This window comes from Rubneribacter sp. (assembly GCF_965361815.1).
Map to the genome: position 1 here is coordinate 48,953 of NZ_CBDTNW010000170.1, position 25,643 is coordinate 74,595.

A 25,643-nucleotide genomic window follows, 5' to 3' on the forward strand; every position below is an offset into this window, starting at 1 on the left:
TTGGCCGACGCCTCCGCCAACAATCCGGCTCTCGAAATCCCCGACGAATGGCAGCCCCCCGAGGGCTCCAACCGCCTGCCGGGCATGTACGCCGACCTGGACACCGCCCTCGCCGACCGCATTTCGCTTTTGCGGGCGAGCCAGATGACCCAAGACCACTTCCAGCCTTACCTGACTCAGGACGGTGCGGAAAAGGTCAGCGACAACCTGTTCATGGTAAGAACGACGGACGCGCCGCCGACGGTTACGCTCCAAGCTGCTATGACCTCGCTTCCGGTGGGCGGCTATTTGAGCGGCGTTGAGTTTCATCTGAACATCCCCTATCTCTACCAAAATGCCGGCGGCGCGCTGGTGGGCGTGTACACTGAGGCAGAGTGGGAGGCCAACAAAGCGAATAATCCCGCAGCCAATGCGGATAACAAGCGCATGTACTTCACCATTGACAGCCCGGATACCTTTTTCCAATACTATCAGTTGTACAAAGACCCCGGGGACGGTACGCCCCTCACCGAAATCACCAAAGAAACGTACAGCGATGAAAAGGGTCTGACCGGCAAGTATATTCTGAAATACGTTGGTGCGAACGGCCTCGGTCAATTCGACAACCAGTTCCAACGAGCCACCTTCAGTCTGCGTTTCGCCGGCAACATTCCCGAAAACGCGGGCGGCACCGTTCAGCTCGGAGGAACTGCGGACAGCTGCTACAACCGCGATGGAACTCTGGTTGCCCAAGGGCCAATTAAGATTTCGCCTGATGACTCAAGCGGCACGCTGGTGCGCCAGATGTCTTTCATCGTGACCAACCTGAAATGGGAGCATGCGGCCGAGTGCGTCCACACGCCGGTGCTGTGGGATAAGTACAACTATGCCGTGTACAAGGTCACCATCACCAACACCTCTCCGACAGAAGACAGCGTGATCGACCGTTTCGAACACTTCTTCCGGTTCCAGAACGTGACCACCGACGGGGGCTGGGGCATGCGGCCCGAGGATCTTATGGCCTGGAAGGTGGAAGACGGCCAGATTGTTCCGAACGATAATTTCGACGCGCAGCACAACGAGCTGACTCTTGTGGGCGTACCGGGGCAGGGCGGCGCGCTCATATACGACACCACCGCTTGGACCGACGATCAGTACAACCAGCTAGACATGGCCACGTTCGCCAACGTCAAGGACGTTGACCCCAACGCCGAGAGCATCTGCTATCAGACAGGCGGCCAGGACGGGCTGATCTCGTTCTACACCAAAGACGGCGAAGGCACCCTCATTTCGACCGAGGGCGGGGCGAAACCCGACAACAAGGACCACACCACGTTGTTGGTGGCGCTTCCCTACACTACGAACATCCCCCGTAACGGGCTGGGCGCGTCCGAGGTGTTCCAAAGGGCGTACTTCGAACTTGAAACTACGGTTCACTTCGGCAAATTGGGGGAGAACGACTACACGTGGACCAAGTTCTTGGAAACGTCGAATGGCTTTGACGAGCCGGATCCCGGTTTTTCGCTAGAGAAATGGGCTATCGACCGCAGCAGCGGCGACGGCAGCGAGAGTCTCTCGAATCGTGGCAAAGACCGCTTAGGGTATTTGAGCGGGTACGTCATCAACAATATGCATTCTACTGGCAATATGCCGCTCTTCGGATCGCGGGCAAGCGGCGGAGACTTCGACTCTACCGGTGAGCTGGAGCCCGGGCAGGAGAGCCATCCCGAAGGCAGCGATATCGGTCCGGCGTTGGTGGACACCCTGCCCGGCGGCTGGGAGTTTGGCAACGTGGAGATCACGCTGCCTCAAGTTGAGGCCGAGGCGGAGGGTGAAGAAGCGCTCGGCCCGCAGCTGTCCGACTACTACTATGTGGCGGAGGGCGAAGAGCACCCCGAGGCTGCCGCGCTCCAATTCGAAGTGGAGGACAGCGCGGGAACCCGTCAGTGGATAGGGCTTGACCTTCCTCCCACGCGCATCGAGAACGAAGAGGACGGCTCCATCAAATCTGTTACCTGGCGCTTTGGCGGCGAAGAGCGCGCCAATTCGCTGGCGGCCGAGTTAGAAGCTCGTGGCTATGGTGCCAAAGTGGGGTCGAGCGCCGGACAAAACGGCCTGTTCACCGGACGTTTCCGCTTGCTTTTCCACGAGCCTGTGGGCACGACCGAAAAGATTCCGGGGCAGGTGCAGGTGAACGGCTTCATGCTGGAACCTGGCCCTGCGCACGATGCCAAGGAGTACCTCAACTCGGCACGCTTGGAGTACGCGCAGCGTTTGTGGGTGACCGCTTCTCAAACGGCCGGCGACGGGGTGCAGTCCGGGTACCAGTACTTCAACCGTGCGAGCGATCCGGCAACAGCGGTGCTGCAGCCCCTGTTGCCGCTCGCGCCCACGGTGGACGCAAAGGCGTACGCCGATGCGGATCAGGCGGCCGACCCCGATGCCACGCTGGAGGATAAGAGCAGCGTGCCGCTGGACGTGCACTCGGCGGGTTGGCGTTACTTGTTCGGCAATCCGGGTTCGTCCATGTTTGAACCTGCCCAGATCACGGTAGGCCCGCTTCCGCTGGTGGACACCGGCGAGAACAAGCTCATGTCCAGCGTGGAGGTGTCGCACCTGTCGCTTTCCCCCGGGTTGGTGGAAACACTGGGCGATTTCGCTGGTATTGACGTGACGTACCGCGTATACGACGACAACGACGAAGAATGGAAGACGGCTACCAAGACCATCGACTCCAATCAGATCAAGAGCTATTTCGATCAGGATGCGAACGCGTACGTGATTCCCAACTCGTATTGGGCGTGGATACCCAGCGAAGACGATCCCGACAAGGACAATCCGTATCGCCAGCGACTCTTGGAAACCGTGACCGTGCGCTACGATCGCGTGTACGGCAGCCAACCTGCCGAAGACATCCAGGCGTTCATCGACGTGTTCGGCACGGGTAAAGTGGTGGGCACGTATGGCGTGGAAGCGGCGTTCGAGACGCTGTATCAACAAGAGGATTGGAACATGCGAGGTGCGGATACCTCCGTGCTGGAGGTGTTCCCCGTAGAGCCTTGCGTGAGCTCGGTTGCCTACACCGATGCGCAGGATCCCAACCAAAATCCGCTGATCACGTTCGCCGATGCTCCGGAGAAAAACCCGCTGGAAGTGCCGCTCAGCCGTCATCAGAGCGGTTGGCGGTTCACCATATGGAACAACAGCGCCGCGTTGATGGAGCCTGCGCTCATCACCGTGGGCCCGCTGCCGCGCAACGAGTCCGGCAGCGAGCCGCGTGGTTTCGTGACGTCGCACGTGTCGCTGTCGGCCGAGCTTCTGGCATCGGGCGAGGGCGTGTCGGCGTCGTTTGCGGTGTACGATAACGCCGGGGGGCAATCTACGGTCGATTTGGACTGGGACGGTCTGAAAGGCTACTTGAATTCTGAAGGAGACTTGGTGGTGCCCGCCGAGGCGTGGGGCGGCGGTTATTTGGCAAGCGCCACCGTCCGCTTCGAAACGTTTTGCGGCAATGCTCCCGCTGGCGGTATAAACGGAGGAGCCTACGTGGACGTGTTCGGCACGCCCACGTTGATGGATGTCATGCATTTGCAAGCGGAGTTCTCCACCGACTACGAGGTGGAGGAGTGGAACAAGTCCTCCGCCGACAGATCCTATATCGCCACAACCACTATCAAACCCACGGTGACCTCCTCATACGGATGGAGTTGGCAGGGCGCCGAGCTGAGCGGCGCCATCCCGTACCGCTGGGGTTTCGCTGAGGGCGAACAAGCATGGGTGCAGGCGCAGCTGGCCAACCCCACCGAGGCGGAGGCCGACAAGGTGGCGCTGGATGTGTCCGCAAGCGGCATCACGGCGGATCCGCTTGCCGGTGCACGAGGGTTTCTGCCAAACGGGGTAGCGATAGAGGGGTTCCGGGACGCGGCTGATGCGCCGGCCACGGGCGAAGGCGCACTCTGCGGGGCAGACGGAGCAGCCGGTGGCAGGGCGGCCGTGCGTCACGAATCGGGCACCATCGAAGGGGTGGAGCTGTACGCGTTCAACAACCTGCCGACAGAAGGCGATGCCGTCGTGCCGGTGCGCTCTTTCGACGCCGAAGCGCTGACGAAATGGATTGACAACGGTGTGCTGACCATTCCGGACACCGAGTTCCCGCAGGATGCGCCGGTGGCGCTCGTGCGGGTGAAGTACGCCCACTTGAGTGCGCAGTCATCAATGGTTGTGCGTATGCTTGGATATATGAACACGCACGGTGCTCCTGCGGCGGGCAGTGCGAACCATACGTACCAGAACTCCATCACCACCTCGGCGCACTTCTTCCCGGTTACGGATGCTTACGGGGATGGAATCGAGCGCAAAAGCTCTGCGACGGTGCTCATCGGTCAGTTGGGGACTGCCACCACGGCTCGCTCTTTCAAGCCGGCTGACGTGCGGCCGACTGACGGGCCAATTGAAAGCACCGACGGCGGCAGCATAGAGGTGGCGGCGCATGCGGAAAACGTGGGCTATCGGTTCTCCTTCCAAAACACCAGCCACGCGCGTTCTGACGAATCTACGATAACTCTGGACGTGCAAGGCATCGCACGTCGCGGTGCCGAAGATGAAGACAACACGGTACGCGGTTTCCGAACCAAGACGGTGGAGGTAAGCGCCGACATACTGAAGCTGGGCACGAACCGCGATGGCTCCACGGCGTTCGAAAAAGCCCTGCTTTTCTTCCTTGATCCCACCACGGGTGAGCAGGCAGGAGGGGCGTTTGAGATGGACGCGCAGGCCGTGCAGAGTGCGCTGGCCAGCGCGGATTCGTTTACGCTCACGGTGGGCGAGGGAATGCTGGCCGACCGTGCGGGACAGTATTTGAGCAAGATAGAGTTGCGATATGCTTCTATTGATCCCGTTACGTCGGGCGCAACGCTGGGCATAGAGCTGACGGGCAAGGCCGACTGGTACGATGACCACGTGGCCGCGCAGACTTTCGAGCAGAAGGGCGCGTTCGACACGCGCATCCCCAGTTCGCAGAAAGCCGTGCTGCGCGTGGAGCGCCCGGCGGCTGAGTTGCACACCTACGTGCAGTACGCCACTGCCGATGATGGCACCGAGTGCGAGGATCCCAACTACACCAACCGCGGAGGTTCGGACGACAACACGCGCACCCAAGTTGTGGTGCCCTACGACCGCGACTTCACTATGTGGGCCACCGTGCAAAACGAGCGCAACGTGTCGGTGCTCGACGACCTGGATGTTGTGCTGACTATGCCGTTGAAGTACGAGACGGGCATTAAACAAGAGGATGGTTCCACGGTGGACGCGTGGACGGGCTTCCACGTGACCAGCTTCACGGTGAACCAAGATATTCTGTCATGCTTCCCGCAGGGGCAGGTGGGCACCATCCGTCTGACCGGTTATGCGCCAGACGCTGATGCGAATGCCAGCGCGGTGGCGAAGGAGTTGCGCCCGGTAGCCGATCCCAGTGCGAGCTGGGATGCGGGCGACACAACGTTGAGCGGCAATGAGGTAGCCGGCTTTGTGGATGAACGGGGAACGTTCTATCCGGTGGAGAACGGTCAGGTAACGATTGAGGAGAGCGCTGTTGCCGCCCTGGGCATTCAGAACCTGCTGACCATAGAACTGGTGTCGTGGAAGAACATGCAAGAAGACGACGCCAGCGCCAACTCGGAAGCTGAGACGCAGGTCATAACGGTGCACGGCTTCGAGGATAGCATGTTCGGCACGGAGGACACGTTCCAAGCGCAGACGATCAATCATCTGGGCGGATTCCGCGCGGGCGATAAGGCTTCGTCCTACGAGGTGAAGCGTACTGACTTGTCAGGCGTGTATGTGAGCAAGATGTACTTCGACGCCGTTAACCGCGTGGGGTATTACGACGAGGATACGGCATCTTCCGGTCAGCGTCTGACCACCTACACGCAGGGGACGATGGATTCCAACCATGCGCGGCAGTCACATGGCAACGTGCAACCTGAATATGGAGAGCAAAACTGTGCGTTGAACTTGGGATACAAGGCCCAAGGGTCGTATCTGGTTGATTTCCGACAGGTGAATAGCCTTGATGGGCCGGAATACTCGTGCTACATGCAATACGGGTCGTATCGTGACAACGAGCAGAGAGAGATAAGCTATTACAATGATGCCATCAAGCCTGTTTCGTATAACACGGGCTTGCAGATGACCATCAACCAGGAGCTTCCCTCCGACGTGTTCGATGCGTATTACGTGCTGGTGCGTGCGCAAGCGCTTCCCTTCCTCGAGAACATGGACGTGACCTATGCCGATGGCTCCGTTATGAGCGTATCGGGCGATGAAGTGCGTGCGCAGGCAAAAAGCGGTGCGGCCGACTCTGTGCGGATGGATTCGGAGAGCAATCCGTACTTCCGCCTGAACCTGCTTCGGTTGGAGGACGGCGAACATGTGCCCGACTACGGGAAAGATAGCGGTGACGCGTACTCCTACCGCGACCCGTTCAGCGCCTACGAAACCGATGCGATGCCTAAGGGCGTCCAGCTGGTGGAAAGCGTGTCGTACACTTTGAGCATCAACCAATGCCAGTACACGGATGCGATCAACCAGGCGGGTGATGGGCGCGGGAATACAGCGAATCTGCCCGACTACGGCACGTGGTTCGGCGACAGCCTTCAATACGACAATCCAGACTGGATCAACCTCATGTCGTTTGAGGTGACGGGTCGTTTCTATAAAACATGCGACAATCGACAGAGCGTCACCACGGTGACAGTACGAGCGGGCGGTGACTATTCGGGTAACAACCGCGCAGGGCACAAGGCTGTCACGCGCTACGACGACGGTAGCGGAACTTCGAGCCACAAGAGCGAGTGGTCGTACGACAACAGAAAATGGGGTCATAAAACGACCTATAGTCATGTTGATTACGAAGGCCAGATGAGTCATCTGCAGACGATCAGCCAAGTGTCGGTGATTGACGATGGCAACTATGTGCGCAAGGGCGTGAACACGGATCTGGCGTACGAATTGGACGTTGACGATAGCGTCAAATTTGCGGACGACCAGAAGTTCTACGTGTCGTTTTACCGGAAACACACGAACAATCTTGTCAGCCTCTCCGGCTCAGACTACAACGATTGGAATTACGGCCGCATATCGTTTGCCGACCGCGTGGTGTTGCAAGATACCTTCCCTGTGTGCTTCCCCAATGACGAGTTGGGGTACTACGGGTTTTTGAGCACGGGGATAGGGATTCCGGCTGACTCCGGCGTGCTGAGCAAGCTGCAAAGCCAGCTTGCCAAGCAGCAGGGTGCCGTTGCGCCCGAATTGAGGCTGACTACCAAGCAGTGGCAAAAAGATGAGTCCGCTGTGGGTGGTTATGCGGAAAACGAGGGTGCGGCGCGCACCATTGCGGTGACCACGAAGGGCACCTTTGAGCGAGACGCCAGCGGTGCGGAGCGGAAGCTGTCGGATGAGACGATTGCCGATCTGCTGGATGCGACAGCTGCTGACGGCACGGTGTATGTGCAGTTTGCGCGGCCTGATGAAGAGCCGGCCGTTGAGATCAAAAGCATGGTGGAGACAGGCGGGAAACCGTTCGTCATCGATCTGCACGAGAACGAATTTATTGCCGAATTGTCGATTGAGCTAGGTGCATATGCCGGTGACGTGGATGGTGCGGGCGAGACGGATCAGCGCTACAACGGCGAGGCTGACGGCACGGAAACGGATATTGACCTGCACGTGCTTGGCCGACCTTATGTGTACGGCAGCCAAGAGAATCCCCTGACAGGTGGCGCAACGGCTGTATCTGATGCTACGAATACGGTGAGCGCTATCAGTTATCTGAACGAGGATCCGGATACGCCTATCTCTTCGCCTGCATGGAACTACTACGACAATCATGACAGATCTTCCGACCCGGCAGCGTTCACCGGCTACTTGATTCCGCTCCGGTATCGCTACACACTGCACGGTGAAAACGATGTGACGGACACGCTGTGTCCCGTGGTGTACGACTTTAATGAGAACAATGATGCGCCCACGAAGACTATCTACGAGGCTCGTTTCCAAAACGTCGAGGATGGAACGCCGGGAGTGGATGACGCCAAGCGCGCTTCCCATATCAGCCATGTGACGCTGACGAGCGCTCTGGATGACAACTCGCGTCTGCAGACCGTTTACGTGCCGCAGCGTCTGGTGCCTGGTGGTCAAGGATATTCCGAAAACTGGCTGCGGGTGGTTTCCCTGTCGTTCGTGGCGAACGGGAAGACGGTGGAGCTGTCGTGGGAAGATCTCGTGAATGCGGGCGTGGTGTCCAGTCAGGCAAACGCAAAGGGCGATTATGAGGTTGACCTAGAGGCATACCTGCGACAGGATTTGAAGAATCAGCTGGATGGTGACCCGGACACGGTGTCCCAGGAACTGGTGACCACGTATAAGGCCACGACGGATACCAACAGCATCAATGGTTACAAAGATGATCCCGCAGTGGACGTTGAGTATGCCAAGGCGCACGTCAGCAGCATCTCGCTGACGTTCGATTCCCCCAATGCCGACCGCTATGACCCGACCACCATGTTGGATTCGGGCAAGTATCTGGCTAACGAAGAGGGCGGGTACGCGTTCTCGTATGAGTGCGTGCTCGTAGACCGCACGCTCGATGCGTTCCAAAACTCCTCATCTGTTGATGAGGGGTGGGACCGTCTGGCTACGCCGACATTCTCAAAGCAAGTCACGACTTCCTACACGTACGCATCCATATCATCGGATGCCACCTCCATACGGCACGATTTGTCGGTGTCCAATGTGGAGACGAAGGATCCGAATCATAACATTCCAAGCGCTGCAAGCTCCGATCCTACGTTCTTCTACCATGCGCGTCATCGGCTTGGTTTGCTGGAGATGAGTATGGCTCGCGGCACGAAGATAACGGTGGAGGGTGCGGACGGCTCGCCCACCGAGCGGACCCTGTTCGCCTACGACCGCGACGACCGCTCGCTTGCGTCTCCGTCGAGCGCTGATCCGCTGGCCGGTGAACCCACCAACATCCCCGACCGTAACCTGTATGCAGGCGACTATGTGGAGTACACGCTCACCATTCAGGCGGGCGAGGACGCCGGTCTGCCGCTTGAGCAGGCAACCGGCCGCTTCTCTGTTGCCGCAGGGCAGCGTATTGTAGGCTGGGAGGTTGCTGACGACAGCACAGCTGTGGGCGCGGATGGTGCGCCGCTTCCCGTGACGGCCAAAATAGGCTCGGTGGAGGGTGGCGCGCAGGGTATGCGCGAGGCTCCGGCGCAAGAGGACCTTTCCGTGGCGGAGGGGCAAGAGCAGTACGAGCAGAACCGCGAGCTGGTGTTGACGGTGGGCGATGCTTCGCTCAGCCCCGATAACGCACAGATGCAGCAGGGAACGTTCGTGAACATTCGCGTCATCACCCAGTTGACGAGCGAGCTGGGCGATGACGGCTATGACAGCGAAGAGGGTGTGGCGTTCCAAGATGACGAGCCTGCATGGAAAGGCAAGTCGCCCACTGCCCAGTTCATGGTCACGGCAGCGCCGAAGCATGGTTTCGCGCAATACCGCGTGCGCGATGTGCGCAGTGCGCGCTATCCAAGTAAGCAGATGAACGCGCTTTACGGAACATCCACGTCGTACAATACAAGCTACAGAACCGACGATGGTTCATCGAGCACGTCTTTCTATCGCGAGATCACCCAAGATTCCCGTTTGGATGGACAAGAGCAACTAGGCATCCGCGCCACTTCGGCACTGACGTTCTATACGCATTATGAATATAGATACTCCAATGCAAGAATTGCTGCGGAGTGGCTGGAGGTTGATCCCAATGCTGGCAGCTCTGCCACCGTTGAGAAAAACCCGGCCGACACTGACGGCAACCCCATGAAGCTTACGGTGTCGGATTTGAAGAACCCCACCTACCATGTCGAGGATATGACGGTGACGGTGCTGTTCACCAAAGATCACGATGAAAAGGGCAACCCCGTGGGCGCGCCTATCTTTGAGTTGACGGACACGCCGAAGCTAGCATCGTCGGTGGGTTCTGCTGACGGCCTGAAAGACGTGGGTTATCCCGAGGGCATCGTTGAGAGCGAGGCTGGGCCAGACCCCGACACGCCGGGTCGTCCTGATGTCAAGGTGGAGTACTACGAGCCGAGTCAGGGTGCATGGCTTGAGTATGATGCGCTTGAGACGCTCATGAAGCAGCAAGGTCCTGCCGAAACGGATCACGTGGTAAACGACAGCGTGTTCCGCACAGCTACCGGCGTGCGCTGGACGTACTACGATGTGCCTGCGCGTGCGGAGGGCGATGCAGGGGAGTTTTTGCTGGATGATGTGGCGCTTATCGGCGTGGGTCGTTACCACGATGTGCGGTTGGACGAGGGAACCGTGGCCAGCAAGGAGCAGGCAACCAGTTGGAACTTCGACCAATACCTTGACGTAAGTTTCACGCATCGCCACAACGAGAGTGAGCCGTTGTTCTCCAAGGGTTCCGTGGAGGTTGAGGCAGCTCCCGCTCTGCATGGCACGTGGCTCACGAAGCAGGATGATTACAACGATTATGTTCGTGTGACGGTGTCGCGCCGCACGCCTGTGATGCAGTTCCATAACCAGGTGTTCCAGACCCAAGAACAGGCTGCTGCGGGTTATGACGCGGAGGCCGACCAGAAACTGGGCTACATTCCGGGCGAGACGTTCTGGTACAAGGATACGCTGCGTAACGTGAAGGAGGGTACGAACCCGGGTGTCAGCGACTTGCAGGGCGAGTTGTATAACCCCGTGTTTTACGAGCGCATACCTGCGAATTACTTAAAGCAGGCATTGGGTGCTCATGCCGGGGTCGATATAACGGCCGAGTATTTGGAATCGTACATTAAACAACACCTGCGTTGGACGGATCGCGATGGCAACGATGTAACCGCCGCGCGTACGACCGACGTGGGCATGGAGCTGTCCGTTGAATTGGCGGATGCATCCGAGGCCCCTGACTACGGTGGCGCCATGACGTATGCCTCCACCTCGGAGGTTTCCACGCCAGCGGGCGGTAAGCCATTTGCCGACCTGAACCCCACGGATTCCGGTGTGAGTGAAAACACGACGTTTTATCTGTTCAAGATAAGCTGGGAGCCGGCGGCTGGCACCGAGGGCGGTAATCCGGCTGATGCGACGGATCTGGCGCCGGTTGATCGCGTGAAGGCGGGCAACACGCGCATGGAGGTGGGCGACACCATAGAGCTGTGGTTCCCCGTACAAGCGGCACTCGATGGGTTGCCCCAGGTGTACACGGATCTAGACCAGGCCGCACTGTCGTCGGGAACGACGGGTGCCGAGCCTGCGTATTTCCCACGTCTGGGCGAGTACTCGGCGAATTCGTATTCATCGTATTATTACAGTCATTATGCCGATCCTCTAGGGGGCGAGTGGTTCACTAGTACTGCGTTGCCGTCTTACTATGCAGCGATTAAGGTGAACACCAGCAATGTGCTCATGGATTTGGATTCGCTGTTGCACGAAAGCGGATTCACGGGCGATCGTCCCGACGATACCGATTTGTGGGAAACGTTTGACGGTTCGCTTGCCTATCTGCCGGGAGATAACAGCGACAACGATGACAGTTTCTTCGATACGGACATGCGCACGCTGAACAATTGTCAAACAGCGCGCTATTCACCCCAGCGTCCCAACGACGCTACGACAGAGTCCTGGCCAGAGGCCAAGCATTACACGCGCACCGATACGTCTTCGTCCTCTACGCATGCGCGGTATGCGCTCTCCTTTGACAAGCTGTGCCTCACGCCCCGCATTGGCGCGCTCTTGGAAAACGAAACCGAAGTTCCGGTGGTGTGGAGCCAAACGCGCGTTCATTTGCAGAAAGCCTGGATAGCCACGGCAAGTGAGTTTGCGGTAAAGGGCGATGACCCCGCGATGGACAATGGCTCTGCGCCAAACTACGAGAGCGCTCGTGTGTACGAATCGGGCCGCGATCCGCATTGCGATTACGCGGGGAACCCCACATGGTGGGACGATGACAACAGAGGCGTTCTATGGGGCCAGCACACTACCGCGCTGCAGTACAACCAAGATTTTACAGCGCGTCTGCAGGCGCTCAACTACGGCGACCGTACGCTTGACGGCGTGGAGTTCACGTATGTGCTGCCACGTGGCGTGGAGCCGGTGTTTGCCGACGACGGAAGCATGGTGGAGGTGGACGCCAAGGTGTTGGAGCAGGCCGTGTCTGCCGCTAACCCTGGCACCGATCCATATGCCGAGGAAACATGGAACGACATCCCCGATGACCTGGTGAAGGTTGAGGTAGTGCAGCGCCCCGATGGTGACTACGAGGGTTACGACGCGCCGAGCGCCGCGCAGGACCCGGCTGCGTACCGCGACGGCAAGGTGCTCAAGGCAAACGCAGAGGATTTGTCTGCGGATCTGAGCATGTCGTCCTATGAAGCCGTAGCTGCTGCGGCAGGTGACGCTGAATCGTATCGCGACAGCTCGCAGCCATGGGTGCTTAAAATTACCGTAGAGCAGCCCCTGGGCAAATGGTTCTATCGCGCGCAGGACGGCAGCGAGGTCAACACAGCCGACCCCGACGGTTACGCCGACGGCGGCTACAAGATAAACGTGGACGTGCCGGTGCACGTGTTCGCAAACAACGCCAATGGCGAATGGAACGACCGCGTGCTGGTGCGCCCTGTGGACACGAGTCGCTCCGAGGGCATGGGTAGCCGTTCGAGCGCCTACTACCAGGTGTTCGATATCGACCACTGGGAGGGTGCCACGGCGCAGGCCGATAAGGCGCACAACGTGCAGCCCTACGGCATGGATTGGCGCTGGTCTTCATATTACGGAACTGGGCGCAGCCAGCTGTACGGCTCACCCAATATGCCTGCCGTCAACGGCAAAACCGTGCAGAACAACACGGTGTCTGCCGACGATCTGAGCGTCAAGGTGGCCAACACAAGCGCCATTGCATGGGGTAAAGCGTACAAAGACGCCGGGAGCGAGGCGCCGCTCTATGCGCAGACGGGTACTACGGCCGTGCAACGTGAGCCGCTTGTGCGCGTGTGGAACACGCTGGGCGAAAACGGCGTGAGCGGCTCTGTGGCCGACTACTACCTGATGCAGGAAGCTGATCATCGCCAGTTGAACGTCCATGTGGAAAACCGCTATTGGTGGAACGATATTCAGAAGACGTCATATCAGAATCATTACCACAACTATGCCACTGACGGTGGTGCGCGGGGCGACCTCGTGCTGCCTGTGGTGACTACGGTGCTGCCGCAGGGCATTGCACCGGTTGATAGGGATACCGGTCTGCCGTACAGCCCTTCTCCGGATGTGGAGCAGAATTTTGACCAGGCCGATTGGGGCGTGTCCTACACCGATGGCGCAACGGCGAACGAACCCGACGCAAACGCGGAGGATATGCAGCCCGGATTCCGAGCCACGGTCACCTACGAGAAGGTGACGATGACCGATACTGATGGCGACACGGCGGCTTCGGATGGCGAGGAGTACCGCTACGTGGTGCGCTTCTTGCCGCAGGACGACGACCTGGACGCTCCCGACGGTGCCGTGGGCGCCGGCAACAGCGAGCAGCGCATCAAGTCCGATGGCGCGGGGTTGTTCTCGTTCGATATTGTGACGTACGAGGAGCCTGTGCGCGAAGAGGGCGATCCTGAACAGGTGGAGAACTCCTACGAGAACGTGCGCAGCTACGTGAGTTCGGCCATGGGCGGTTACCGATTCATAAGCGACACCGACATAGGAGGCAATCCCTATTTGGTGGGCGCCGAAAAGCAGTCGTCGGGAGATCTGCGTTTGGATGCCCGGGCGAGCAAGGATTATCCGACTGCGCCCGTGCCTTCCAATTGCATGGCCGACGAGGGAACGCGCGAAGAGGTGCCCTTCAATTGGCTGCCCGGGTTCAGCGGAACCTATGCCGAGATGGGCGACATGCGAAACACCACGGCAAACGAAGAGGGCGATGTGTCCCTGGGCGACGTGGTGGAGCGTGAGGGGCTGCCTTTGCTGGTGGAGGACTACGCGTTCCGGCCGGCGTGGTCGCTGACCGAGGAGAACACACAGGCGCTGGATGGCGATGACGCTGCCGTCTATCAGGATGCGTTTTCCAATCGAGCGGCGGGGAGCGCCGATCAGATTCCCGACGCAGGTTCGTATGCCGCTTTGAAGCTGCGGACGTCGTATCCGTCGTTCACCTCCTCCTATGAGGTGGAGGCCGATCCCGTGCGTCCGCTTGACGGAGCCGACCCCTCCGCTACGGGAACGACCAATACCGGGGACGGCGCGAAGGGCGATCTCGCAGGCGGCGACGGCGAGGTGTTGGACGCCGACGGCGGCAAAACGGGCGAGGCTGACCAGTCGTGGCAATACGGCGATGAGCCCTGGTATGCTCTCACAGTGAAGAACAACCTGGCGGATGAAGAGAATCTCGGCTCGTCGGGCGCGTTGGCCCACGGCAAGCTGGTGTTCTCGTTCCATCTGCCCGAACAGGTGACGTTCTACAACAAGGCCACGCTGGACTCCAACAACTATGCCGATTACGAGGACGACGACTACCAGTTCTTCGTCGAACGCACTTATACGCCACGCGGTCAGACCGATCAGGTGATCGAGACCCTGACGCCCAAGCAGCTGCGCGCGGCCGGCTGGACGGTGAACGTCACCGCGCAGCCCGACTACGGTGCGAACAATTACAGCGATCCCGATTACGCCAAGCCCGACTACGACGATCCCGACGATGCGGGTGCGGGCAGCACGGCCAAGCCGAAGTCGCACGAGGGCGAGGTGCTGGTGGTCGAGCTGGCGCCGCCTGACGACGCCACTGATGCGGAGTTCGATGGTTCGAACAGCATGCTGGAGGCGTACTGGAAAGACGGTATCCGTCCGGACGGCTACTTCGGCATGGGCGATGTGATCACGCTCAAGGTGCGCACGGTCATCGACAACCTGGGCGACGAGGAATCTGCTGCCGAGGGCATGCCCGAAACCTACCGCGAGCAACTTGAGAACATTCGCACCTGGGACGGCGAGGGCTCGCAGGCGTACGTGACCACGCACGACCGAACCCTGGGCTGGACGGACGAATGGACGCACACCTATTCCGACAACTACACCGGAGACGAAGGCGCGGCAGGGGAAACCAAAACCAAGCCCAAGCTGCCCGCAGACCCCGATTTTCCGGTAAAGGACTTCTCCGACCAAACCCCCGACCGCTTCACGTTCGACAATCGGGTGGAGGATGCGCCGGGGTACCTGGACGAGGGCGACCCGAGCAATCCGGATGACGACGTGCAGGTGCCTGACACGGACTACGATGCGGACGGCGAGCTGGACGACATCTACACTGCGGCCGCCGCCGGTTGGTTCAAGGTGGCCAAGCCCAGCGCTTCCATCCGCGCTGATACGCTGGATCAGCGCAGTCTGGTGTCCGATCCGGACTTCGGCGTGGTTTTGGGCGATGACGCTCACGAACGCGGGTCCACCACCATGATGGTCACGCAGGCCATCAACACCGGCGGCGCGGTGAACAGCTTCATCGTGGATTGGCAGGTGCCTTATTGGGCTACGGGCCAAGGCTCGGTGCTGGATGCGCCTTTTGGAAACTCCTCCATGGCCATCGGCCGCACGCAGCCGGGTGTGGAGCGCGTGAGCACCGGCGTATGGGAGATTGGCGGCACCGAGTACACCCAGGAGGAGAAGGAATCCATAGAGCAGCAGCTGCGCGTCTACGTGCTGGTGCGCCAGGCGTCCACCTCCTACACCGATTCCGCAAACGGATACGAGGAGCAGAACGGACCTTCGTATCAGGACAAGGAGAACTTCGCGCTGGCGGGCACTTCCAAGGATCGCGACTATTACGAAGCCGGCGAGTGGAAGCTGGTGGGCGATCCGAACGGCTATGCCGTCTCCGACAAGCAGAACGTGGAGATACCCCTATCGACCGAACGCGGCAAGGACGTGCGCCAAGTACGTTGGATTATCACTGCCGGCTCGCTGGACGATACGAACGCTGGGCGCGCTTGTCCGGTGCCGCAGGGCCTGCGCCTTGCGGTGGATGCTGCGGTGGACGACGATGCGTCCGATGAGACAAGGGAGTTCACCTTCGGTTCGCAAGAGCCTGACGACGTTGACCCGCAGCGCGCCAACGTGGGTTGGACGCCGTTGAAGAATCCGGACGGCACAAGCTATCAGCGTGACAAGTACGGCGTGGTGAGGATTGAGGCTCAGACGCCCATGCCCGGAGGCATCACCAGCAACGCTGCTGCCGTGGTGTGCAACACGCTGGTCATGGAAACGCCGAGGATCCCCGAAGGCGCTGCGGCCACCAGTGCCGCAGAACTGCCCACCTATGTGGCGGTGGACGACGATGATCTGGCCGAGGCCGAGGCTGCGTCTGAGGCTGCGCTTGCGGCTGACGAATCCGCTGCGGTGAGGGAAGCCGCCAACGGAGGCGGAGCTTTCGTGGCCTCTACCGACGAAGGATTGGAAGCCGCTCGGGCTGCGGGCCTGACGGTGCTCGATGTTGGCGATGGCGATGCGGGCGGCACCGAAACCGACGATGCAGAGAGCATCGTGCCCACGTCCATCGTGCATCTGAATCACTTTGCAAGCGCCACGCCGCGCTACGATGACACGAAGTACCTGCGTTCGGACGACGCGCGGGCGCGGGCGGGCTTCTACCGCGACCCGGAGTATCCGTATCTGGCGTTCGATATGCATCAGTCCTATTTCGAGGGCGGAGGTTTGAGCGGCTACGCATGGAGCAATTTCTCCACTCGCCCCACCATAGATCCCCGGGCTTCGCGCATGATGCGCTACCAGCTGACGCTGAGCAATTTGAGCAACGAGCAGCTTGAGGCGTTGGGTCTGTACGACGAACGTCATGGGGAGGACTACTGCTCCAATCCGCAACTGTCGGTCATTCTTCCGTTCATCGAGGCGTTCGGGGCGGCCGAGGGGTTGACGCCCGACGACTTCGAGTTCGTTTCGTACGACAACTATACAAGCGAAGACTGCCCGTTGAACCCGGCGTACACCAGCAGCCCGATCATTGAGAAGAAGCCCGTCTTGGACGATGAGGGCAAACCGACATACGACGACAACGGCGAGCAGGTGTTTGAAGAGGTTACGCGTCCTGCCGCCAATCTGGACGACGCCACGCCGCTGTGGACGTATTATGTGGCTGAAACGGAGATGAGCGCGAGTTCTTCCGGCGACTACTCTTTCACGCCGGGAGCATACCAAGAGCAAAGCAACGGCGGTTTGGGGATGCCCGAGCCTTACGTGGGCGGCGACCTCCTGGTGGCCGACAAGCTGGGTTCTGCGGACAGCCAGGTGAACCGCGAGTTCATGAGTTGGCACTTTGCCGGCACCGAAGACAGCGGCAACCAGAACCTGGGTCGCCTGGAGGCGGGCAGCACGCTGGTGGTGGAGTTCATGATGCCCATTCGCGAAGATGCGAACGGCGCCCTCGTCAAGGAGTTGCTGACGGCTTCGGGCTACGGCTACAAGCAGGGCAACTTCAACGGGTACGTGCCCGCCGTGCAAACCGGCGAAAGCAAGATAGGCATAACGCGCGACACCCGCGACGTGAACTTGGACGGCATCAACAATCAGAAGATGATTATGAAGCAGATGGAGTCCATGGGCTTTGCCTCCAACAACACCACGCTTCAGACGAAGTACGCCTCCTCCCAGGTGAACACCTTGTTCACCATCGGAAGCTCCAACGTGAACGGGCCGGTGGCTGTGCCCGAGGGCACAAGCTACACCTACCTCAACTCTATCGACAACGTGGGCGCCAACGAGACGTCCGCCTTGGGCTTCGTGCGTTCGGCCATGCTCGACATTCTGCCTTACGAGGGCGACAAGTACGCCAGCAGCCCTGGAGAGGGCAACGAGGGCGTGCCCCGCAACTCCCAGTGGAACGGTTGGCTGGACGATCTCGACTCCATCAAGATGACGCGTGCCGTTCCCGACGGCCTGCTGGGCGATCGTGTGGACCAGGAGCTGGGCGAGAGCGAGTGCAGCATATGGGTGGGTCCCTTCAAGAGAGAGGGCGGCGCCCTTGTGCCGCAAACCGAAGCCGAGCTGCCCGAATTGTATCGTTTGTCCGGAGACGCCGACCGCTTGAAATGGATGAACGCGCTGTACTACGATGTGCGCGACAACAAGGGCGCGGGCATGGCCGATCTCGGCTTTGTCAGCTTGTCCGAGTTCAAGCAATACTGCGCCGACCATCCGGCCGAGGCCGAGAAGCTGAAAAAGGCCATCCGTGCGCTGTGGGGCCAGGTGCTAAACGATGACGTGTTCATCTATCCGCTGGGCACCATCCGGCTCACCTACGATTTGCGCGCTCCGCTCAATCTGCCCAAGTACCTGGGCAACTTGTCGGGCGATCCCGCCTTCGACATGGATGCCGAAGCCAATCCGGGACGGGCCGAACAGCTGGCTGACACCATGCAGAAAAACACGTTCGCCAGCCGCGTGAACAGCGGAAGGTCGGCTACTGACGACGAGAACACCTCGGTAACCGAGTACGCCTCCGCCGGCGCGTTCGTGGACGCCCCGGCCGAGCGCGGCTACATTGGCGACTACGTGTGGTTGGACCCCGACTGGGATCGTTTGCAAAACGACACGGACGGCGAGCTGACCCAGGACGGCTTGGGGCGCGAAACCACCTATCACCTGGCCGACAACGGGCGCTGGCTGCTGTCCACCGACAAGAGCATCGACCCTGACACCGGCGTGTGGGAAGGCCTGTACGGCAACGGCTCGCGCACGGCCGACCTCTTCCGCGACCTCGACTACGACGGCGAGGCGGAAGACCCCGGCATCAACGGCGTGAAGGTGGAGCTGCTCAACGCCTACGGCCAGCCGGTTAACCGCGACGGGCAAGCGTCCTCGCTGGTGAACGATCCGGCGCTTACGGACGGCAAGGACCAGTGGGTGGTGTGCGACCCGGAGACGGGCGAGCCTATCATCAATCAGAACGGCGGCTACGACCTGGCCGAGGCCGGCGCGCCTTACTCCTATGTGACCGAGTCGGACTACTACGACAACAAGGGCTACTACATCTTGTCCAACCTGGCTCCGGGCGAGTACCGGCTGCGTTTCACCTTCCCCAAGGAATACGCCGGCTACACGCTGAGCACGCGCAGCATCGGCCCCGATGACGACGGGGACGGCGTGGCAGACACCGCCATGACCATAGAGCATCGCGCAGACGACCCCGCAACGGCCGACGTGGACGAAACGGCGTTGGTGGCCACCTCCGACGTGATACAGGTGGATGCAGTGGCCTTTGACGAGGAGGCGCTCAAAGCCGGCCAGCCCGACCAGGTGCACGCGGCCTACGACGCGCGCATGACCAGCTACGACGTGGGCATTGCCATGCCTGCCACCTACGAGGGCGTGGTGTATCGCGACGACCTTCTGGCAGACGGCTCGCTCGAAGGTGACAAGGGCGAGGACGCCATCGACGGCGTGCTGGACTACTACGGCACGGGCATTGACGATGCGCTGGGCAGCGGCACCGCTGCGGAGGAGAAACGCCTGGCGCGCATGACGGTGACGGTGCACGACTACGATCCGGTCACGGGCGAGGTGTCGGACGGGCCCGCGCTCGATGCCGACGGCAAGCCCGCCGTGCAGGAGACGGAGGCCGACGGCGCGTTCTCGTTCAGCTTGCAAACGGGGCGGCACTACGTGGTGACGTGCGAGGACGAGTACGGCACGCAGCTGCTGAAACCCACGCTGTACGTGCGCAGCAACGACCCGCTGGAGTTCCCGGTGCGCCCCGGCGCGACGGGCGCCGACGGCGTGTGGGACAACGACCTGCAGCTCAAGGAAGGGCGCGGCATCACGCGCGCGTTCGAGGCCGTGGTGCCTGTGGACGCCGACGGCAAGGCGGTGTACGAGCAGGATGGCGAGGCGTGGACGGGCCTTGCGCACTACCGCAAGCTCGCGCTGGGCTGGATAGACGGCACGAAGGGCTACCTGGGCAACTTCGCGTGGGAGGACAAAGACTACGACGGCGTGCAGGACATGGACGAGCCGGGCGTGCCGGGCGTGCAGGTGACGCTGGAGACGTACTGGTGGAATCCGGACAAGGACGGCGGCGCGGGCTGGGAGCAGTTGGTCGATCCTGCCACGAAGAAGCCCGTTTTGCAGACGCAGACCACGAGCGCATCAGGTCTGTACCTGTTCAGGGACGTGCCCACCTATGTGGCCGATCCGCTGGGTGCGCAGCCCGACCTTGACGAAGATCAGAAGGACAAGTACCTGGCGGGCTATCGCTTGCGCATTGCCAAGGATGACCTGGCAAACCTGACCACCGACTGGGGCGTGACGCTGCGCAACGTGGATGTGGGCGAGGAGAACGACTCCGACCTGTCCACGGCTCCCGCGGTCGATACGGCGGATGGCACGTCGTACTGGATGAACGAGGAGGGGCTTGCAAGCGGCTCCGACGCCGATTTGGCGTTTGACCAGATGATCGTCATTGCCGGCGAGGCCGACAACCAAACGGTGGACGCCAACACGTGCGAGATCAAGCTGCCCGACGGCTTGACGCGCACCTACGACTTGGCGAACGCCCAGCGCATAGAGAAGTGGGACGCCGGCTTGGTGGCGGTGCCCACGGCCAGCGTGACCGGGCGCGTGTGGCACGACGCCGATTACGACGGGTTGCAGAAGCGCGATGCGGCTGGGAACTGGGACGCGTCCGAACCCGGCTTGGCTGGCCAGAAGGTGACGCTCACGCAGTGGTACTACGACGGAAGTGCGTGGCAGCAGAACACGGCGTTCGGCGCGGATCGGTGGACGAAGGGCATCGTGACGGGCGGCTCGGCGGCGACGGGTGCGGTGACGGTGAGCACGGATGCGGAGGGCCGCTATGTGTTCGACAACCTGCCGGTGGCGTACACAACAGACGATGGGCAGCACTATCTGGCGGCCTATCGCGTGGCCTTGAACGACGTGAACCACGATGCGGATGGCGAGCCGTGGCTGCTCACGCGCTACCATCAGGGCGAGGATGAGGCGTCCATCAGCCTTGATTCTGACGTGGCCACGTTGGGGCAACCCCTGGCGGTGACCGACCGCTACGCTGCGGGTGCCGCCGGCACGGACGAGGGCGCGCGTGCGCTCGACGGTCTGATCATCCTGGCCGACAAGGTGGCGGACGCGGGCACGGCCCATCCGCTGGTTGACGACCAGGCAAGCCAGGTTGCCGTGGCGGCCAACGACTCCTTCGACGGCCAGGCGGCCGTCTACGACTGGCTCACGTGCGTGGCCGACGAGAACGGCCAGGTGCGCGGCGGCGACGTGGGCGAGCTGCCCGCGCCGCGTCCGAGCATCTCCGGCTTCGTGTGGCTGGATGCCGACAACGACGGCATTCGCGATGCCGAGGAGATGCAGGCGGCGGCTGGCGCTGGCGCGGACGACCTGCCCAACGGCGTGGAGGTGACGCTGGAGCGCTACGTTCCCGACGGCAACGGCGGCTGGATGAAGGATTCTGGTTGGACTGATCTCACGGCCCGTACTGCCATGCAGCAGCCGGTGGCGAGCGCTGTTGTGCCGACGGGTGATGATGCAGATACGGGTGGCGCAGACAGCGACGTGGCTGGCGGCTCGGATGCAGGTGGCGCGGCCGGCGATTCGAGCGCGGGCGGCGATGCGGATGCGGGCAGCAACGCGGATGCCGCAACCGAGCAACCGGGCGTGTTCGTGTTCGAGAACCTGCTGGCCTCGAAGAGCGACGGGGCGAACGGACGCGTGCCGTACGCCTACCGCGTGCGCGTGAGCGACGCGCGCTACGCGGACGGCAACCTCATGATGGCCAAGTACCAGGAGGGCGACAGCTATCAGGTTGATTCCGACCTGCGCTTTGAGGACGGCTTCCTCATGGCGGCGGACGCGGCCGGCGCGGCTGTGGAGTACGACGTGCTGCTTGATGTGGCCGACGACCAGTCCTTCGGCGCGAACGTGATGCGCGACCAGCCTGTTTCCGGCAATCCCAACTACCAGGAAACGAATCCGGGCACGCAGGATGCCGCCACGCTCATCTACGATGCTGCCAAGGCATCCGATCGCGCTTCGAACGACGCGGGCGTCATCGTGCCGCCGAAGCACACGGTGGCGGGCCGCTTGTGGCAAGACGCCGACAACGACGGCCTGATAGATGAAGGCGAGGAGGGCCTGTCCGGCAAGAAGGTCACCCTGAAGCAATGGAAGAGGGCGGCTGACGGCACCTGGTCGGCGGCAGGGGTCGATCTGACCGCCACCACGCAGACCGACGGGTCGTTCTCGTTTGACAACCTGCCCACCTACGTGCGCGGCGTGGGCGGCGAGGTGCTGCTGGCGGGCTACACGCTGGAGGCGGCCGGCAGCGGTGCCGATGGCATAGGCGACCTGCCGCTTGCCCGCCTGCTGTCGGACAGCCCCCAGCAAGACGGCGCCAACTCCACCATGCGGGGTCCGGCCGATGCCGCCGCCAACGCCGGCGTGTACGGCCAAGACAGCTATCCGCTGCGTTGGAACGAGCAGAATAGCCAGGATAGCAATGCGAATGGTCTGGTGCGCAGCGTGCTGGACGGCCGGCTGGTGCTGGCCTCCCGGGCAGATGACACCACCACAAACGCGTACCGCGTGGATGCGGGCGGCCTGTCCTTCGACGTGTCCGCCGGTCAAGACGAGCTGCGTATGAACGGCGGCGTGGTGCCCGATGCGAAAGGAAGCATCACCGGCGTGGTGTGGAACGACGCGGATCGCGATGGCATGCGCACCGAAGATGGGGATGACAAGCCGGTGGACGGCCGCCGGGTGTACCTGACCCAGTGGTACCTGGGCGACAACGGCCAGTGGGTGCAGAACACCGCCTTCGGCGCAGGCGGCGACGGCGGCCCGGTCGGCAGCGTCTCGACGCTCACAGATGGCGAGGGCCGCTATTCCTTCGACAACCTGACATCCTACGTGCGGGTGGGCGCCGACGACTTCCGTCTGGCGGCGTATCGCGTGAGCGTGCTTCTGCCCGATGGCGAACTGGCCTCCGTCTGCCATGCGGGCACCGACCGCACCATCGACTCCGACCTGGCGGCTCCGGCCGAAGGGTTGAAGGTGGGCGAGCTGTTCGAAACGTTTGACGACGGCGCGGGCGCAACAACCCAGCTGCGCGAGGATGGCTTCATTATTCTGGCGCAAAAGCAGGATGCGTCTGCGGCTGTTCCGTGGTACACGGGCACGTTCAACGGCGTGACCTACGACGCGCTGGCCGGCCGCGAGCAGCAGCGCGGCGGCGACGCGGGCGTGGTGGATGAGCCGCGGGCCACGGTGTCCGGCGTGCTGTGGTGGGATGCCAACCACGACGGTCTGTATAACTCGCAGGCCGCGGTTGGCACGGCGCCCGAGGCGGTGCTGCCTGGGCGTACGGTGCATCTCGCGGCGTGGTATCGCAACGAGGAGCAGGGCGCATGGGAGCGCTATGCGGCGGCCGACCAAGAAGCCACCAGCGGCAGCGACGGACGCTTCTCCTTTGATGTGGCGGCGTCGGCCCAGGTGGACGGCGTGCGGCGTCTGCTGGGCTACACCCTGGCGGCCGACGGGCAAACCTATTCTGACGCGGGCTCTGCGGGCGTGGGCGGTCTGCCTATCACGTCTGTGCAGGTGGATTCGCCTACGTCCGACAGCGCGAACTCCAAGGTGCGCCGACCGAACGACACCTCGGTGGAAGCTCCGCAGACTGCGGAGGATTACGCCATCGCCTGGGCGGGCGAGGACGGTGCGGACGACCAAGGCACCGTGGACGGCCGTCGCGTGCTGGACGGGCGCGTGGTGGTGGCCGCCGCCGATAAAGACGGCATGAACGACGCCTACGAGCTTTCGGGCTACAACGTGGCCTTCGCCGAGGACGAGAACCGCATGCACGGCGGCTTCGTGCCGGCCGAGCAGGGCAAGGTCGAGGGCCTGGTGTGGAAGGACCTTGACTACGACGGCGTCCAGGAAGACGGCGAGCCGGGCATCGGCAGCCGCCAGGTGTACCTGACCCAATGGTACCTGGGCGACGACGGCCAGTGGGTGCAGAACGCGTCCTTCGGCCTGGGCGGCAATGGCGGTCCGGCCGGCAGCGTCTCGACGCTCACAGATAGCGAGGGCCGCTACTCCTTCGAAGGCTTGGCGCCCTATGTGCAGATGAAGGACGGCGCGCCTGTGGATCAAACCGTGCGTGGCGACGACGACTTCCGCTTGGCATCCTACCGCGTGAGCGTGCAAGGGCCCGAGGGCGACGAGGTGGTCACGCGCTTCCATGCCGGGTCTGACTCTTCGAAGGACTCCGACGCGGTGGTGACCGCCGACGGCACGCCGCTGCCGCTCTATCAGCAGTACGAAGACGCGCGGGCCGACGGCGCGGTCATCGTGGCGCATCCGGTTGCCGACGGCGACGCGCCCGCCGTGTACGCAGCCGATTACGCCGGCGTGAGCTATGACCCGGTGCGGGCCGAAGAGCGCGTTTTCGGCGGCGACGCCGGGTTCACCGACCGGGAACCCGCGTTTGTGTCCGGGCGCATCTGGGACGACGCGGACCGCGACGGCGTTCAGGACGATCCGGCCGACGAGCCGGGCGTCGCGGGGCTGACGGTGACGTTGGAGCGCTGGTACTTCGATGCCGATGCGGATGAGTGGAAGATCGCCCCCGCCGGTGCGTTGGAAACGACGGCGACCGGCGCCGACGGTGCCTATCGTTTCGAGGTGCCCACCACCATCACGGTTGACGGCACGGTGCGGCTCGCCGGTTACAAGGTGCGTGTGGACGGCGCCCATCTGGGCGCGCTGCCCGAGGCGTGGGGCGTGACGCAGCGCCGCGCCGGGGACGATCGCGCCCTCGATTCCGACCTGGCCGAAGCTGTGAAACCGGCGCTTTTTGGCGCGCCTGCGGCGGCGGGCGGCACCCGCTACCTCACCGACGACGGCGAGTTCATCGTGCCGGCGCAGCCTGCCGCCGATGGCTCGCAGTACGCGGTGGCGGGGCCGGGCGGCGCGTCCTACGATGCGGCGCGCGGCTTTGAGGACGACACGTGGGACGGCGGCCTGGTGGCCGTGCCCACGGCGCGCATCGAGGGCGTGGTGTGGGACGACGCGAACCGCGACGGCTTGCGCGATGAAGCCGCCGAGCGCGGCGTGGACGGCCAGCAGGTGCTGCTGGAGCAGTACGTGCTCAAAAACGGCGTGTGGGAGCGCAACGATGCGTTTGGCGCAGCGGGCACGACGGCGGTGGCTACGGTCACGAATGCCGAGGGCCGCTACGTGTTCGACAATCTTCCCACGGCGTGGACGGACACGGCCACGTCGCGGTCGTACCTTGCTTCCTACAAGGTGTATGTGGGCGCGCTTGCGGACGACCGCCTGCTCACGCGCTATCATGCCGTGCTCGATGCGGGTCCGGCGGCCAGCGTGGGCGTGGACTCGGATGCCGACGGTGCGGATGCGGCGGGTTGGCATCCCTTGCATGACCAGGTGGCGGCCGATGACGGTTCGGTGCAAACGCGTCCGGGCGACCGCATCGTTCTTGCGGCGGCTGCGGTTGGCGCAAGCGGCGCGTTTATTGGCGAGGATCCGGCCACGAACCGCTCGTA

Annotated in this window: 1 protein-coding gene (cut by a window edge); it reads left to right on the top strand. The window is 62.1% G+C overall.

Annotation, left to right across the window (positions count from 1 at the left end; translation table 11 throughout):
* On the top strand, positions 1–25,643 hold the 5' portion of the coding sequence (locus ACWKY3_RS12305; RefSeq protein WP_449316694.1) for an SdrD B-like domain-containing protein. The gene runs 4,273 nt beyond the window's last position; 25,643 of the gene's 29,916 nt are visible here — the first part of the coding sequence; it begins with the start codon at positions 1–3; its stop codon lies off the right edge, out of view.